The organism is Rivularia sp. UHCC 0363, from assembly GCF_034931125.1.
GTDB lineage: Bacteria > Cyanobacteriota > Cyanobacteriia > Cyanobacteriales > Nostocaceae > Rivularia.
Map to the genome: position 1 here is coordinate 36,983 of NZ_JAYGHM010000042.1, position 14,790 is coordinate 51,772.

The 14,790-nt window shown below is 36.2% G+C and carries 15 protein-coding genes; 8 read left to right on the forward strand and 7 right to left on the reverse strand.

Annotated elements, in window-relative coordinates; all coding sequences use genetic code 11:
- Positions 1-167 precede the first annotated feature (167 nt).
- From VB797_RS22045 to VB797_RS22055, 3 genes are all read left to right on the forward strand, one after another.
- Positions 168-761, forward strand: a complete 594-nt coding sequence (locus VB797_RS22045; RefSeq protein ID WP_323239883.1) for a DUF4178 domain-containing protein — start codon at positions 168-170, stop codon at positions 759-761.
- A gap of 186 nt (positions 762-947) precedes the next feature.
- Positions 948-1,775 (forward strand): hypothetical protein, encoded by an 828-nt coding sequence (locus VB797_RS22050; RefSeq protein ID WP_323239884.1) that lies wholly within the window; start codon positions 948-950, stop codon positions 1,773-1,775.
- Positions 1,776-1,865: 90 nt separating this feature from the next.
- Complete coding sequence (locus tag VB797_RS22055; RefSeq protein ID WP_323239885.1) at positions 1,866-4,664, forward strand: pentapeptide repeat-containing protein; 2,799 nt, start codon at positions 1,866-1,868, stop codon at positions 4,662-4,664.
- A 21-nt stretch (positions 4,665-4,685) separates the two neighbouring features.
- On the opposite strand, the gene VB797_RS22060 is transcribed toward VB797_RS22055, so the two are convergent.
- Positions 4,686-5,081 (reverse strand): hypothetical protein, encoded by a 396-nt coding sequence (locus VB797_RS22060; protein WP_323239886.1) that lies wholly within the window; start codon positions 5,079-5,081, stop codon positions 4,686-4,688.
- A gap of 263 nt (positions 5,082-5,344) precedes the next feature.
- On the reverse strand, positions 5,345-5,938 hold the full coding sequence (locus VB797_RS22065; RefSeq protein ID WP_323239887.1) for a hypothetical protein: 594 nt from the start codon (positions 5,936-5,938) through the stop codon (positions 5,345-5,347).
- A 192-nt stretch (positions 5,939-6,130) separates the two neighbouring features.
- Here VB797_RS22065 and VB797_RS22070 point away from each other — a divergent pair, with 192 nt between their 5' ends.
- The 4 genes from VB797_RS22070 to VB797_RS22085 all read left to right on the forward strand — a co-directional run bounded on the left by VB797_RS22070 (position 6,131) and on the right by VB797_RS22085 (position 8,771).
- Positions 6,131-7,255 (forward strand): hypothetical protein, encoded by a 1,125-nt coding sequence (locus VB797_RS22070; protein ID WP_323239888.1) that lies wholly within the window; start codon positions 6,131-6,133, stop codon positions 7,253-7,255.
- A 26-nt stretch (positions 7,256-7,281) separates the two neighbouring features.
- Entirely contained in the window at positions 7,282-8,205 is a 924-nt protein-coding gene (locus VB797_RS22075) for a DUF1822 family protein (RefSeq protein WP_323239889.1), read from the forward strand.
- 82 nt (positions 8,206-8,287) lie between these two features.
- Positions 8,288-8,512, forward strand: coding sequence for a hypothetical protein (locus VB797_RS22080; RefSeq protein WP_323239890.1), 225 nt, complete (start codon positions 8,288-8,290; stop codon positions 8,510-8,512).
- A 142-nt stretch (positions 8,513-8,654) separates the two neighbouring features.
- Entirely contained in the window at positions 8,655-8,771 is a 117-nt protein-coding gene (locus tag VB797_RS22085; RefSeq protein WP_323239891.1) for a Txe/YoeB family addiction module toxin, read from the forward strand.
- 242 nt (positions 8,772-9,013) lie between these two features.
- Here the strand turns inward: VB797_RS22085 and VB797_RS22090 are convergent, their stop codons facing one another.
- The 5 genes from VB797_RS22090 to VB797_RS22110 all read right to left on the reverse strand — a co-directional run bounded on the left by VB797_RS22090 (position 9,014) and on the right by VB797_RS22110 (position 13,945).
- Positions 9,014-9,802, reverse strand: a complete 789-nt coding sequence (locus tag VB797_RS22090; protein WP_323239892.1) for a DUF4058 family protein — start codon at positions 9,800-9,802, stop codon at positions 9,014-9,016.
- A gap of 269 nt (positions 9,803-10,071) precedes the next feature.
- Entirely contained in the window at positions 10,072-10,464 is a 393-nt protein-coding gene (locus tag VB797_RS22095) for a hypothetical protein (protein ID WP_323239893.1), read from the reverse strand.
- A gap of 59 nt (positions 10,465-10,523) precedes the next feature.
- A complete protein-coding gene (locus VB797_RS22100) occupies positions 10,524-10,982 on the reverse strand; it encodes a YbhB/YbcL family Raf kinase inhibitor-like protein (protein WP_323239894.1) in 459 nt (152 codons plus the stop codon).
- A 421-nt stretch (positions 10,983-11,403) separates the two neighbouring features.
- Positions 11,404-12,441, reverse strand: a complete 1,038-nt coding sequence (locus VB797_RS22105; protein WP_323239895.1) for a patatin-like phospholipase family protein — start codon at positions 12,439-12,441, stop codon at positions 11,404-11,406.
- A 205-nt stretch (positions 12,442-12,646) separates the two neighbouring features.
- A complete protein-coding gene (locus tag VB797_RS22110) occupies positions 12,647-13,945 on the reverse strand; it encodes a dihydrolipoamide acetyltransferase family protein (RefSeq protein ID WP_323239896.1) in 1,299 nt (432 codons plus the stop codon).
- A gap of 317 nt (positions 13,946-14,262) precedes the next feature.
- Here VB797_RS22110 and VB797_RS22115 point away from each other — a divergent pair, with 317 nt between their 5' ends.
- Positions 14,263-14,778, forward strand: coding sequence for a hypothetical protein (locus VB797_RS22115; protein ID WP_323239897.1), 516 nt, complete (start codon positions 14,263-14,265; stop codon positions 14,776-14,778).
- The last annotated feature ends 12 nt before the right edge of the window (positions 14,779-14,790 follow it).

Genomic DNA, 14,790 nt, shown 5'->3' on the forward strand with positions numbered 1-14,790 from the left:
CTTTCCCCCCTATATAGCGCTTTTCGTATGAGTGCAATACAATGCCGGGAAACCTCACCCCCTTCCCCTCTCCTTAGTAAGGAGAGGGGAGCAATACGGCGGGGTGATGTTAATTTTATATTTTATTCAACTGAAAACTGCTCCATAAAAAATCAAAGGAAAAAATTATGACACTACTAATCTGGCTGGGAGTTATTGTAATAGTCGCTGGTGGAGCTTATTTATTAGTACTTCAGCAGCGAGGTGCATTACCTGGTAGTAAACCAAAAGAATTACCTTCGCTCAAACGCAATGTATTTAATTTGCAAATTGGCGATATTGTTCAACATCTGGGTATTGACTGGGTAGTGGAAGGAAAACTGACATATAAAGTAGATGAGTATTCCTGGATGGAATATATGTTGCAAGATAATAATGAAATTCGATGGTTGAGCGTAGATGAAGATGACAATATAGAAGTTGCTTTACTCCAAGCTAGCGATCGATTAGATATCAGCCAAACACCACCACCGCGACAATTAAATTTTGCGGATGAAAATTATAAATGCGTTGACTCTGGGATAGCGAGTATGACTCGTGTTGGTACCGTACAAAGACGTACAGCCCAAACTTGTAAATATTTTGATTACGAAGGTTCCGGTGATAAAGTGCTTTCGATTGAAATTTGGGATGGAGAAACAGAAGTTACTGTCGGACACCGTATAAACCCCAGGTCATTGACTATTTTACCGGGTGATGGAAATCGGGTTTATGGATTGTGAAAACAGCCCTGGCTTGGTAAGGGGGGTTCGGGAGGATCTTAGTGCTTGGAATGCTTAATTTATTATTCTAGAAAAGGGTATAAATCCTATTAAAAGATAAACAGTTAATTTCGGAATATACATACTTTACATTGTATTAAAAGTTGTCTACACTTAAAGTTGACATTTTATAGCGGTTTTAATATTATGAAAAAGTCTATCTTCACAACTGCATTGTTAATTACTTCTTTATTAATGGTTGGTTGTAATAACCTTAAAGCAGAAAATTCTGACACCAGTAATTCAGTTCAAGCAGATAATTCTGAAGTAGTTTCAGTAAATAAAGATAAAATAGATAATTCTTCTTCAATCAACGATAAAGAAGATTCTAATACGACAGAAAAAGCTCCAGTTAAGAATGTTAGTACCAATCTCAAAGCAGGAGAAGGACAACCAAAATTTGCAACCATTAGAGAGATAGTTCAAGGCGATTTAAAGTGTTATGTAACTTTAATAGACGAGCAAGATAAAGAGCAAACAATTGGTGCTAGTTTTGAAATTTGCGCTCAAGAAAAAGAGTTTATAAATAAAAAAGTTAAACTTAGCTACGACATATTAAATTTTAACGATTGTGAAAGTAACGAACCTTGTGGAAAGACGAAAAAAGAATCTGCAATCGTGAAAATGGAAGTAGTCGATGGTTCCAAATCTGGAAAATCTTCTGGAGATACTCGAACTTTGAGCAACGGTGAATGGACTATCAAACTTAGCAATTACGATTCTTGGGATGGTGTTAATAATACTGGAAACGTTAAATATTATGGATGCGATTCTAAAGGTAAATGTATCGAACTTACTGGTGGTAAAGTATCTTGTCGGAATGGTAAATGTGTAACTGGTTGGAAAAATGGAAACTATGTTTACGCTTTAGAAAATGCGATTACTGAAGATGGTAATGATTCTCAAGGTTCAACTTTAATAGTTCGTCAAGGTAATAAAGTTATTCTTAGAGCAGAAGGTTTGAAGCAGGTTTAGGAATATTAATATAAATTTAAGTTTAGCTTTATAGAATAGCATTCGTTTGCAAGTGTAGATAATATTACTATGCTTGTGAATATTGTTACTATGCTTCATAACAATCATCGGATAACTAAACCGCCGAATTTTTCCAGTCAAAACTTGAAAGGACGCTCCTTCAAGGGTCAAAATCTTACAGGTGCTGATTTTCGCTATGCGGATATAAGAGGTGCTGATTTTACACAAGCAAACTTAAGAAATGCAAATTTTAGCAATGCTAAAGCAGGGGTGGAAAGCCATTGGGTAATTATTTTAATTGTCTTTTCACTATTTCTTTCCACACTTTGCGTATTTTCAGCTTGGATGACAGGGGTAATTGTTGCTGAGTCAGTGTTTCAATCATCCCAACCACTTTATGAAGGTGTACCCAGTATTGATAATAGTATTCCTGGTTTGATTGTTTTAATCGTATTGACAGTTTTTTATATTACTACTATCCGTAAAGGGTTTGTAGCAGCTTTGCTAGCGATGACAGGAATTGGGGGTGCAACAGTCGTCATTCTGGGAACTTTACTAGGGTTAAGCCTTGGTGCATCAGGCTTAAAGATGGTGGGTGCAGGAGCTTGGAGAGCAGCAGCGGCTGGAATTTGGGCTATAGTTGCCAGTTTAACAGGAGCGATCGCAGTATTTGCATCAAGTTTTGAACCATTACCGCAAGTGATTGGAGTATTAAAAGTTAGTGCGGGTATAATTGCGATCGCGATCGCCATTACTGTATTTAAAGCTTCTGATTCTGAACCTACGGCTTTAGTGATGCCAGCTTTACCGATGGCTGTAACTGTAACAATAATACTATTATTACTAAGCTTTTATATTGGTTGGCGCTGTTTATTAGCCGATACAAAGTTTACACCAATTCAAAACATGGCGCGAGCTATATTTACAATTGGTGGTACAAGTTTTCATCGTGCTGATTTAACAAATGCCGATTTCTCCCAAGCAAGTCTGAAAAGCGCAGATTTACGAAATATTAAACTAATCCGCACCAATTTTCATCTAGCGAAAAAGCTACAGCTTGCGAGAGTTGACGGTACTATTTTAAGTAACCCAAAGATTCGAGATTTAGTTGTTAGTCACAGAGGCATTAATAAATCCTACATCGGTTGTAATTTAAAAGGTGTGAATTTAGCAGGTGCAGATTTAAGCGATGCCGATTTTACCGCAGCCGATATCAGCAATGCAACATTTGCAGGAGCAATTTTAGAAAGAACAAATCTGACCCAAAGTCAAGCATTAGGAACTAATTTTCAACAAGTATATTTAACAGCAGCCTGTTTAGAAAATTGGCATATTAACGATAAAACTCAGCTTGATAATATTAATTGCGATTATGTTTATTTAAAAAACAATCAACTCGAACGTCATCCTTTAAGCGGAGTATTTGCAACTGGAGAATTTACCAAATTGTATCAAGTTATTGCAGATACTATAGAGTTGATTTTTCGCAACGGTGTAGATTGGGAAGCTTTAATTATTGCCATCAAAGAAGTATCGGCGACGAACCATATAGAAACACTGACAATTAAAAGTATTGAAAACAAAGACGATGGGTTTATTGTAGTCAAAGTTCGCGTTTGCGAAGAAGCGGATAAAGCAAAACTTCATCAAGAGTTGCAACAAAGCTATCAACAACAACTCAAAATAATAGAAGCCAGATATCAAGGAGAATTACAAGGAAAACAAGCACAAATTGAAATCCATCGTCAACATTCTGTAGAAATGGCAGAAATTGCCAAACTATTAGCTCAACAAGGTTTAAAGCATCCTCAAATTCAAATAAATAAATTAATTATCCTCACCTTGGGAGATGGTAATTTTAATGATGGCTTTCCCGTCACGGCTTTGGTTTGCAGCGATGAGCATCCCTTACCGATCGCCTTTACTGGTAAACTGCCACCAGAACCAAATATTTTACAAATATATCAACAATGGCGACAACTTTATCGTTCTCAAAAATGGTTTGGACGTATTACCTTTGAGGAAGAATCGGTAACAAATTTTTCTCAGCAAGAATTAAGTTATTATGCTGGTCAGTTAGAAAAGTGTCTTGATAATTGGCTAAATTCGCAGCAATTTCAACCAATAGCCAGAGAATTACGCTCTAATCTTACAAAAAGCGAAAAAGTACCAGTCATTATTCAAACCAAAGATATTCATTTACAACGACTTCCTTGGCATTTATGGGATTTTTTCCAACATTACCGTCAAGCAGAAATTGCTTTATCAGCGATTGGTGAAAGAACGAGAAAATCAAAATTTACTCGCAATCAAATTAGAGTTTTAACTATTCTTGGTAATAGTATAGGAATTGATGTGGAAGCCGATAGAAAAATATTAGAACAACTACCAAATAGCGAAACAGTTTTTTTAGTAGAACCAACTTTTCAAGAATTACATCAACAGCTTTGGGATGAGCAAGGCTGGGATATTTTTTGTTTTTCCGGACATAGTTCATCTCAAGCAGACGGTAGCACGGGAAAAATGTTACTTAATCAAACCAAATTGCTAACAATTAAAGAGTTAAAATACGCTTTAACAAAAGCAATTGAACACGGTTTACAGCTTGCGATATTTAATTCCTGCGATGGCTTGGGTTTAGCACGAGAATTAGCAGATTTGCACATTCCTCAAATGATAGTTATGAAAGAACCCGTACCGGATAAAGTGGCACAGGAGTTTTTAAAATATTTTCTCACCGCTTTTGCTGGGGGAGAGTCTCTGTATACCGCAGTGCGTCAAGCACGGGAGAGATTGGAAGGTTTGGAAGATGAATTTCCCTATGCAACTTGGCTACCCGTGCTGTTTCAAAATAGTGCCGAAGTTGGAATGAGTTGGCGGAAGTTGTAAAGTTAATTTGGGTTGATTATCTTATTGTCTGACTATTATTATCACAGTACCATCACCAAAAATAATAATAGTGATTCTAACTCTACGTCTTTGCAATTGATCGACATTAGTTTCACCGGAAAATTCAATTTTAGCTTGACTTGGAACTCTAATACCTGCACTTTTTAAAACAGATTCAGGCTGTTTGCGTAGTAAATCTAATTTATCTGAAGAAACAAAGCCTTGATAAACTTCCTTTATTTCGCTTTTAATAGGTTTGACATCTTGAATCACAGTTTTCTGAGGTAACTGTGTGTTAGATAATTCAGGAGTTTGAGCTAATACTTGTGTCCAAGCAGGTATCAAATTGAAGGCAGGTGCTAAGATTACAGCAGAAGTTGCACCTAGTAAAACAACACTGAAAAAACGTTTTAACATCTGAAAATTCTCCTTTAAATCCTTTAATGGATTTGTTTGAATATTTTAATTAAAGGTTAAGCTTGTTTGCCTTTCCTTCTATTTATTAATCACTTCAAGAATTAAAGTTTTATACAATTAAGGTAAATTATTCTCAATGTTCACATAAAAAAGAAAGGATAGAGCGCGATCGCACTCTACCCATTTCCTGATTTAATCAAAGTAAAATTGTTTACCTATATATCTATCTACGAACGCGATCGCTTGAAATCAATAATAACTAATTAAGGTAGGGGAACTGGAACTCTATTTTTAATCCAAGAGGGAATAGCATCTTTGTGATAATTTTTACCATCATAAGAAAATACAGTATTTGCCCAGCAAAGATTAACACCCCATACACGCTTACAACCAACAACGGAGTCATTTTCGACGGTATTAACAAGAGTTACAGGTTTATTTAATTGGATGACTTCACCTCTTTGACAATCAGAGAACTTCCATTGATAACGGTCATCTGCAAGTTTAGTCCGTGTAGAAATATTAATACCAGTGGTTTGCTTTTCGTAAATCAGCCATTCTTTTTCAATAAATAAGGCAAAATTTTCTCCACATTTGATTGCTCCACTACCACTTTGACGCTTTATTTTCATCCCTGAATTAGGTTGGCTATCCCAACCTAAGTTTGCTCCTCGTCGATCCTGATAACCCAGATGGCTTTTTTGGTCGAGATTATATAAGCTGTATCGTTTTCCTTCCACGATTCCTGAACCACTACCTTTAACTCGCCATCCAACCATGTTCTTAGCTGATGCGACTTGTGTTGTTAGAAGCAGTGTTAAAAAACTTAATGGGACTAAAAGTTGCTTAATTTTCATGTTTTTACTCCAATTCTAAAATCTAATTACTGAGGCTGATTTTTTATTCCATTTCAACCTTTCTACTTCTTAATCAATCCACAACTCAAACTTTTATACAAAATCTCTAAATATAAATTTTTGTAATAAATTTGTATAAAACTCAAACAATTAGCAAGATTAACAAGTAGAGACTCATAATAAAGATGCATCATGGATGAGCAACAGCTTGTAATTCAGATTCAAAAATCCCCACCCCAAAGTGAAGAACATCAAAAAGCCATATTCACGCTAGCTGACAAAATACTATGTTCATGCGGTTTGTTCAGGTTATCGCACAATAAATCACTTTACGGTGTCTATCTGGACATTCATCAAGCGTTACAGCAGCAACTATACCGAGATATTGCTCAGAACATTGATGAATACCAATTGAAAAATATCACTGTAGCAGTATGGATCAACGAAGTGCGATCGCGAACTTTAAAAAAAGTCATCAATGAAGCATATCTACAACAGTTAGCATTAGAATTACAAAAGTATTATCCCCCAACCGAAGAATGGCAGTATTCTTTTCAAATATTAACTAATGCGATTTTACTATCTGACAAGTTGTTGCATAAAGTCAATATTTATCATGATGTCTATGAAGAAGCTAAAAACGAACTTTGGATTTGGCTTTATCAAAATATAAATACGTATAATCCTAGTAAAGGTAAATTTACGGCTTGGTTGAATTTTCGCTTTGACATGATATTGCGAGATTCTCAAACTACTAAAAATGACCCCTTTATTCAAAAATTAAACGGGAAAATAATTAGAACAAAATATCAATTAACTAATATAATCAAAAGCATTACTCAAGAAGATTTGATTTTATGCTTAAATTTACAAATAAAACAAGTATTACACTATATCTTAAGTGTACAAATACTTTCAATATTAACAGTTAAATATTTGCTATCACAATTAATTATTAAAAAACCTTTAGTTGCAGACTCTCTTTTATTTGAAATTGCGAAACAATCTTTACCTAATGCTACAAAGTTAGCTAATATAGATGATGAAATAGAAAATATTCCGCAGCCAGAACTAGAACAACCGCTTTCCGAACAACTTCGAGAATATTTAGAAAACGACCCAAATAACCTTTTACAAAAACATATTAGAGCGCACCCAGAAGCAACTTTTCAAGTCATAGCTCTCAAACGTTTGGAAGGAATCAGTTGGAAAGAATTATCGGAAACCTTCAATATTCAGATTCCCGCACTGAGTAACTTTTTTCAACGTCACTTACAAAAAATTGCGCCAGAAATTAAAAGATATATCCAAGAATAGATTCAACATTAATAGGCAATAAAATCATGATAAATCAAATACAGAAACCATTAACCTTCACAGTTAATTTAACCCAGAAAGCGCATCAATTAGCTGAAAATTTTTGTAACAATCATTCTAACCTGCAAAAGTCAGAACAAGTTTATCTTAATACCCTAGCAATTTATTCTGTAAATCATTACTTACAGTGTCTTGGTTTTACAACCGATTGGAAAGCAAGTAATAGCTACGATCCAATAATACAAAGTTTCCTAGATGTTGCCGATTTAGAAGTAATAAACCACGGTAAATTAGAATGCAGGGTTGTTTCACCAGATGCTAAATTTGTTTATATTCCCCAAGAAGTATGGAATGCAAGAATTGGTTATATTATCGTACAGCTTGATGAATCTCTAGAAACTGCAACATTATTGGGATTTACACCACGAGTTTCAACAGAGGAATTACCGCTTAATCAATTGCGTAAATTAGAAGAATTTCCCCTGTATTTGCAGCAAGTTACTCCACCAATTGATTTAAATGAATGGTTTGAAGATGTTTTACAGCAAGGTTGGCAAACTTTGGAATCACTTTTAAATACTGAATCAGTAGGAAATTTCAATCTGAGTTTTAAAGATGCTTCTTACTTGCAAGCAGAAGAAATTATTGAAGCAGTCAAACGAATTGAATTTGAAAATCAATCTGTATTAATGTTAGTAGCGCTGAAACCAGAAGAAGACGAGCAAATAAATGTCCGCTTGCGAATTTATCCAGATTCCGAAAACAAATGTTTGCCGGAAAATATCAAATTAGCTATATTATCCGATTCGGGAGAAACTTTAAAGGAAGTGACTTCTCGCAGCATAGATAATTTTATTCAACTTCCTTCTTTTCGGTGTAATTCGCAAGAAAGCTTTAAAATTAGATTATCTTTAAATGGTATCTGTTTTACAGAGAGTTTTTTCCTTTGATATACACAGCATAGACTATAATCGTTAATTGCTATAATAAGTTTACAAGCATAGACTACTAGCACACAAATAAACCAAAATTATGCATTCAGTTTACCGCATAAACACGAAAGAGTTAGACCCAAGTTTTATTGATGCATTGAAAGTAACTTATCCGGATAGAGAAATAGAAATTGTTGTATACGAAGTTGATGAAACTGCTTATCTTTTAGCATCTGAAGCAAATAAGAAACATTTGTTACAAGCTATAGAAAACGTAAAAGAAAAGTCTAACCTTATTGAAGTTGATATTGAAAACCTTGAATGAGCAGAAGAATTGTATTTGAACCGGGTGCATTTGAGGATTTTAACGAGTGGTCTAAGTTAGATAAAAAGCTTTATAAAAAGATTGTCGAACTAATAAAGATATTGACCGTTCTCCTTTCACTGGTTTAGGAAATCCCGAACCATTGAAACATGAATTAACTGGTTTCTGGTCAAGAAGAATTAATGAAGAACATCGTTTAATTTATACTATAAACGATACAGAAATAATTATTGCAGCTTGTAAATATCACTATGAATAGTTTAGGTCGGCTATTCTCTTAGTGGAGTACTAGAAATCAGCACTTATCGATCCAAGCACTGATGTCGGAATCAATCAACAAAAAGCCCAAGATTTTCTTCATACCGATGCAGGAATACAAGAAGTTCGAGACTTAGAAAAACAATCTCTCTTTATCTCTTTCCTTTGCGCTAAGAGCGTCTTTGCGGTTTTTTAAGTCGGTAATCTTCTGCTAAGAAAGGAGTAATTCCAAAAAAGATTAGGTCAACTACGCAACCCTTTCTCTTTCAACAACGTATCAGCCCAAACCTTATGATCATCTTGAAGCTGCGGTACGGGTTCAACATTATAATCGATCGCTAAATAAAATCTTGCTCGTTCGTAAACCTGTGCTAACAAACTTTGTAAATCTACTAATGGTTCGTTATCTCCAGATTTTAAAGGAAGTAAAAACTGTGGAATTTCTTGCTGAAGATTGAATCCAAATACTTCCGCTAAAGGACGACGATTTCCACGAGCAACTAAGATGCGATAATCTGTTTTAGGTATTTCGCTAAGAATTTGCATAGGTTTCCCAGCCCGAAGTAAATCAATTTCTACCAAATGTGTCGGACTACTTAACACATCTCGACGCTTTTCTTCATAAGCATCTCTTCCTTTTCCGGTACGTTTATTTGTAGGAGAAAGAACTTCAATAGTTGTTACTACATACCCGGTTGCTACTTCTCGAATTTCTAAATAAGCTTCTTTCTTTTCTTCTGGTACTGGAAGTTTTACAGTTACCGATTCTCCTTGAGCAGGTAAAGTTGCCGTTGTTGTTTTATTCTGAGTAGAAGCCTTCGTTTTAGTTGTGACAGCTACATCTGGAATTTCCACTAAAACCGAATCTTCAATATCGCCTAAATACGTCCGTTTTTCAATAGCTACTCGATATTCAATACCAAGTTGTGGTTCTATAGCATCAGCAATGGCTGTAATCAACCGATGATGCACTTCCGACCATAATTCAGGATTTTCTAAATAAGGATTCATTCCCGGAAATGGAGAAAGCATAAACCGCACCTCACATGACTATAATTCCAATTTTAGATTAAAGCCATTCGATTTTGGATTTTAGATTTTGGATTTTGGATTATTTTGCTTTTTTATTGATAAGCTTGCTACTGTGTTGGATTTTAGATTTCAAATAAAAATTAATTCGTGGATTGAGGATTTCTAATTATCCCCTGCTTGAAAGTCAGAGGCTTATTTTTTAATCTAAAATCCAAAACTTGTGCTGAGCTTGCCGAAGTATCCAAAATCTAAAATCCAACCCCTAAATCCTAATTCCCTTCCCCAGTGCGATCGCTATTTTCTACACCAATTAATCGATTCCACAGTTGATAACCAACTTCTGATTTAGGAACGTAATAATTTTCGGGTTCTGCTTCTATCGCACCCATCGCGGTAAATTCTTCTCTTTTTGGATCGTTAAGATCGATATAGGTTGCAGTCTGTGCCAAGCGACTACCGTGAGGAATGATTGTAATCTGCCTTAATTCGTCGTTGGTAAAATCTTTGAGCTTTTCGTGCAATTCCTTAATATCGTAAGCGTTTAAACCTGCTTTTTCGGGGTTTTGACCATCAAGTCCGTGATTCAAACCCGCACCTTCATGGGGATTCAAGTCTTTTTTGTATTCGTCTGGTATATTATCCGAGGATTTTGCTGTAGACATAATATTTCCTTTTATTCCTTCAATAACAACTTAAAAAACTGACAAACAAAATTTTTGCGTTACTTCTGCCGTTTATAACGTCCAATTAATTCGGCTTGAGTAACTATATGCCCTTCCATTGCTGCTTCTATATCTTGTTTACTCGCACCTGCGGCTAAACCTAAAGATATATCTAAAGCATACAGCTTGAAGTAATAACGATGCGTACCGTCGGGAGGACATGGAGGTCCATACCCGAATTGGTCGTAGTCGTTTGTACCGTGAATACCGCTACCGTCTAACATTGCATCGGCTGCAATTCCTTCAGGTATATAACGAGTTTGCACTGGTATATCGTAAAGAACCCAGTGAACAAAAGTTTTACCAGGAGCATCTGGGTCATCAACAATTAACGCCAGACTCTGGGTTTCACGAGGAGGTTCGTCCCATTTTAAAGACGGGGAAATTGCTTCACCATCGCAGGTATATTCTGGTGGAATTAATCCATTAGCAGAAAAGCTATCACTTTCTAATTTCATAGGCTGACAATAGGAAGGTTAGTTTGTATATATAGATAAAGCTTAGTACCGTCTCAAAATAAACAGTAGCTGCACTTCTCTGCTGTAGGTTAACGTTGTTTATTGTTAAAATCCTTCACCCAAAAGGAATTTATTCGTAAAAGTATCTCTGTCTAAAGTAATATGTCTTGAGTTTTAGAAGTGATTAGGGCGTATGTAATAACTCCGTAACCCAACATCTGATTTATCGGTATTTTAAAGAATATTTCTATTTATCTTATAAGAATAATGCTGGGTTACGACACGATAGCCTAGATTCTTATGACAACCGAATTTGCAAATCGTATCTAATCCAACCTAAAATCTGATGTTGGGTTACGACGCAATACAAATTAATTGGTTAATCGTTTAATCTCCTACTGAGTCTAACCCAACCTACGACTTAAGCTAAAAGTTGCTCGCACAATTTATCAAGTTCCCTACTTTGCTCTTGAATAATTGTATGTGCAGCTTTTTCGAGTAATTCCATATTCTCTTCGGTAGTATTATCTAAATCATCGTTTGCTTCAATCAATTCTTTTTGGAAGCGATAGTACTGTTTACTGTTATTTCGAGCATCGGGTAGCAACTGTCTTAATTGGTAATTTGCTACTTCACTTGCACCATCAAGAAAAATATTAATTAGTGGCTGTATCCATTGTAGTTTACCCCAATTGGCAGCTTGTTCGTAAGGAAATTTTCGAGTTAGAGAACCCGTACCCAAGGAAGCAACTAAAATATCTTCTAAACTTACTTGTTCGCCTTTATTTTGAGTGTATATAATAGCTTCTACAATTGCTAAGGCTGTAGGATTATTCGCAAAAACTGCACCATCTACTAAAGCGTAATCATCATTAATACTATTATCGTAACCACGCATTGCTAATTTAGAAGGTTTAAAAAAAGTTGGAGCAGCAGTTGTTGCCATTGATGCTTCTATCATTTTGTAATCGTTACAAAGCTTCCGAAAACTAGCTCCTGAATGTCTTTGAAATTTAGGATTATTGATAAAAAATACGGGTATTCGTAGCTGTATATCATAACTCGTGACAAAAATATTTGTTAATGCATCTTTAAGAAGGGTATCTTGAAAATATTTCTTGGCAACTCTTTCTCTACCTTCAGAAGGATACTTTGGTCTTAATAAATCATCAACATCTGTTAAGCTTTCTAAAAACGGTTCGTGAAAGATATTTTTTCCATCGTCTCGATACATATTAATGATATCTTCCATTTCATACCGAGCAACAGTTTTATTCTCAGGATTCGGCATAGTTAAAATCATCGCTAAAAAACCTCCAGTTGAGGTTCCAGCAATTAAATCAAACAATTGCCAAATTCGCTTTTGGGTGCGTTTTTCAATTTCTTTAAGAACTATTGCCGGGATGATGCCGCGAATACCGCCACCATCAATTGATAATACATTGTACTTAAAAGACATAACTTTTGTTTATTTAACTGAATTTCTTAGTATTCTACAACTTGGAAGGTAGTGATTCCGACCAATATCAATTATTAATAAACAATTATCAATTACTAACAAACAATTAATAATTAACCAATCCTCAATGCCCCATGCCCAATAAAAAAAACTTGGAGTCAAAAACCCCAAGTCTAAAAGATTACTATTGCATCACTATTATCTATTACATTGTTAAAGATTGAGAATTGGTTTCAATCAACTTCGCTAAATCTTGCAGGAATGCCGCAGCATGAGCGCCATAAATAACTCGATGGTCGCAAGTAATATTTACTTTCATTAGAGTACGTATACCCATCATACCGTCCGCAGTGGCTACTACTTCCGGACGAGATGCAGCGATCGCCAAAATCGAACCTTGTCCGGGTGGCAATATCGCGTCAAATGTATCTACACCAAACATACCCAAGTTAGATATGGTAAAGGTGCCGCTACTGTATTCCTGGGGCTGTAACTGTTTTGCGCGAGCGCGTTCTACTAAAGATTTCCAGTTACGCGATAAGCTGTAAATGTCTTGCTGGTCGGCATTTTGCAATACTGGTGTAATCAATCCTCCGTCATCCATTGCTACCGCTACGGCAATATTTATGTTAGAAGGATGTACCATTCCCTGTTCTGAATAGTTGGTATTCAATAATGGGTGTTTTTGTAATGTCATCGCTACGGCTTTGGCAAGCAGCGCGGTCATTGTTACACCTTTTGATTTGATCTGTTTGTAAAGTTTGTTTAATTCGTCGCTGGCGATCGTATAACCTACATGGAAAGTCGGTACGGATAAGCTGTGCAGCATAGTCCGCACTACGGCATTTTGCAAGGTGGTCAAAGGTACCGTTTGTCCGGGAGTTACTGCAACCGGCATCGGTGTAGGTGTCGCCGCAGGGGTGACTGTAGGAGTGCTGTGAGCGGGTGCAATCGCTGGCTGAGGTGGGGTAGTAACAGTATTGCCCGCAGCCGTTTCTACGTCTTCAGCAATAATCCGACCGTGAGGACCGCTACCAGAAATCCCGCTTAAATCAACTTTAAATTCTTTGGCCAACTTACGAGCGCGGGGAGAAGCAATTGTTCTGCCAGTCCGACTCGAACCATTTTGAGCGGTGCTGTTTGTTGAACCCACAGATGCTGGCTCTGGTGCGACGATTTGTCCGGGGCCTGTTGCTGCTGCAACGGCTTTAGCTGGTGCTGCATGGGATTTAGCTTGAGCGATCGCTGTTTCAATTTCGGCTTCGGTTTCTGTTAATAAAGCAATAGTAGAACCCACCGGAGCAGTTCCTCCAGCTTCTACTAAGATGTGCGCCATATATCCTTCATAGAAGGATTCTACATCCATATCCGCTTTATCCGATTCGACGATTACCACCGTTTCGCCCTTTTCAACCTTGTCACCCGCAGCTTTTTCCCAAGAGACTATTTTACCTTCAGTCATAGTGGAACTCAGCGCTGGCATAAATATTTCGCGAATACTCATAAGAAATATGGTGAATTAGTAATTAAGGGACTTTAATAAGTTTTTGACAGATTGCATTGTATCGCGAGCGCGATCGCAACAAACCATCTTAAGACTACACTTATCGGTTAATCTGTATTTTTGCGTACTGAGTTCATGGTTTAATGTCGGAAATATAAAGAAGTTTTAAGTAGAGAAATTACTTAATCCTTTTCGGACAAGTTTTTGGAAAAATCTTTCGGAAATTCAACTTAAGGTATGAAGTTAGGAGTCATGTCTCGATTTAAAATTCAAGATAGATAAATAAAAACAACCGTTTAAGATTCCCTTTGAATTGTATGTCGGCAAAGTTGAAAATTGGACTAGTATTAACACTTTCGCTCTTTGCTACTGCTGTTGTTGCTGGAGTTTACAGAATTAAACAATGGCATTCTAATACGGTTTCCACCGCCGAACAACAGAAAATTAGAGCAAAAGAAATCTCAAGTCAAAATGTTGAAAATCCATACAGAGCAAAATATAAATCAATACCTTTAACTCACCTTAAATCCTTACTTAGAGGTACTGACCCTGCGACTCTTGCGATTAATGCTTTCGATCCAAATAACTCGAAAGAATTAAGTCGTAAGGTAGAGGTAGCTTATCCAAAACCCGATCGAGCAATGGTAACGATAATCCAAACCAATTTTGCTTCATCTAAGTCTAAACCAGTCAAATATCGAGTTGAACTTACAAGTTTTGGACGCTCGCTATTTGTAAGTTCACCTCCTTTGTGGCAAATTGTTTGGGCTGGTTCTTACGACCAATGTTTTGCAGACAGAACAACTAAACTATCAAACATCAATTGTCGGTAAAAAGTCAATTAA

What these genes read in the sequence shown, in the direction of transcription:
- VB797_RS22105 (WP_323239895.1), bottom strand. Translation starts at nt 12,441, where the DNA reads ATGTCTTTTAAGTACAATGTATTATCAATTGATGGTGGCGGTATTCGC.
- VB797_RS22115 (WP_323239897.1), top strand. Translation starts at nt 14,263, where the DNA reads ATGTCGGCAAAGTTGAAAATTGGACTAGTATTAACACTTTCGCTCTTT.
- VB797_RS22080 (WP_323239890.1), top strand. Translation starts at nt 8,288, where the DNA reads ATGCATTCAGTTTACCGCATAAACACGAAAGAGTTAGACCCAAGTTTT.
- VB797_RS22095 (WP_323239893.1), bottom strand. Translation starts at nt 10,464, where the DNA reads ATGTCTACAGCAAAATCCTCGGATAATATACCAGACGAATACAAAAAA.
- VB797_RS22100 (WP_323239894.1), bottom strand. Translation starts at nt 10,982, where the DNA reads ATGAAATTAGAAAGTGATAGCTTTTCTGCTAATGGATTAATTCCACCA.
- VB797_RS22045 (WP_323239883.1), top strand. Translation starts at nt 168, where the DNA reads ATGACACTACTAATCTGGCTGGGAGTTATTGTAATAGTCGCTGGTGGA.
- VB797_RS22075 (WP_323239889.1), top strand. Translation starts at nt 7,282, where the DNA reads ATGATAAATCAAATACAGAAACCATTAACCTTCACAGTTAATTTAACC.
- VB797_RS22090 (WP_323239892.1), bottom strand. Translation starts at nt 9,802, where the DNA reads ATGCTTTCTCCATTTCCGGGAATGAATCCTTATTTAGAAAATCCTGAA.
- VB797_RS22065 (WP_323239887.1), bottom strand. Translation starts at nt 5,938, where the DNA reads ATGAAAATTAAGCAACTTTTAGTCCCATTAAGTTTTTTAACACTGCTT.
- VB797_RS22070 (WP_323239888.1), top strand. Translation starts at nt 6,131, where the DNA reads ATGGATGAGCAACAGCTTGTAATTCAGATTCAAAAATCCCCACCCCAA.
- VB797_RS22055 (WP_323239885.1), top strand. Translation starts at nt 1,866, where the DNA reads ATGCTTCATAACAATCATCGGATAACTAAACCGCCGAATTTTTCCAGT.
- VB797_RS22050 (WP_323239884.1), top strand. Translation starts at nt 948, where the DNA reads ATGAAAAAGTCTATCTTCACAACTGCATTGTTAATTACTTCTTTATTA.
- VB797_RS22110 (WP_323239896.1), bottom strand. Translation starts at nt 13,945, where the DNA reads ATGAGTATTCGCGAAATATTTATGCCAGCGCTGAGTTCCACTATGACT.
- VB797_RS22060 (WP_323239886.1), bottom strand. Translation starts at nt 5,081, where the DNA reads ATGTTAAAACGTTTTTTCAGTGTTGTTTTACTAGGTGCAACTTCTGCT.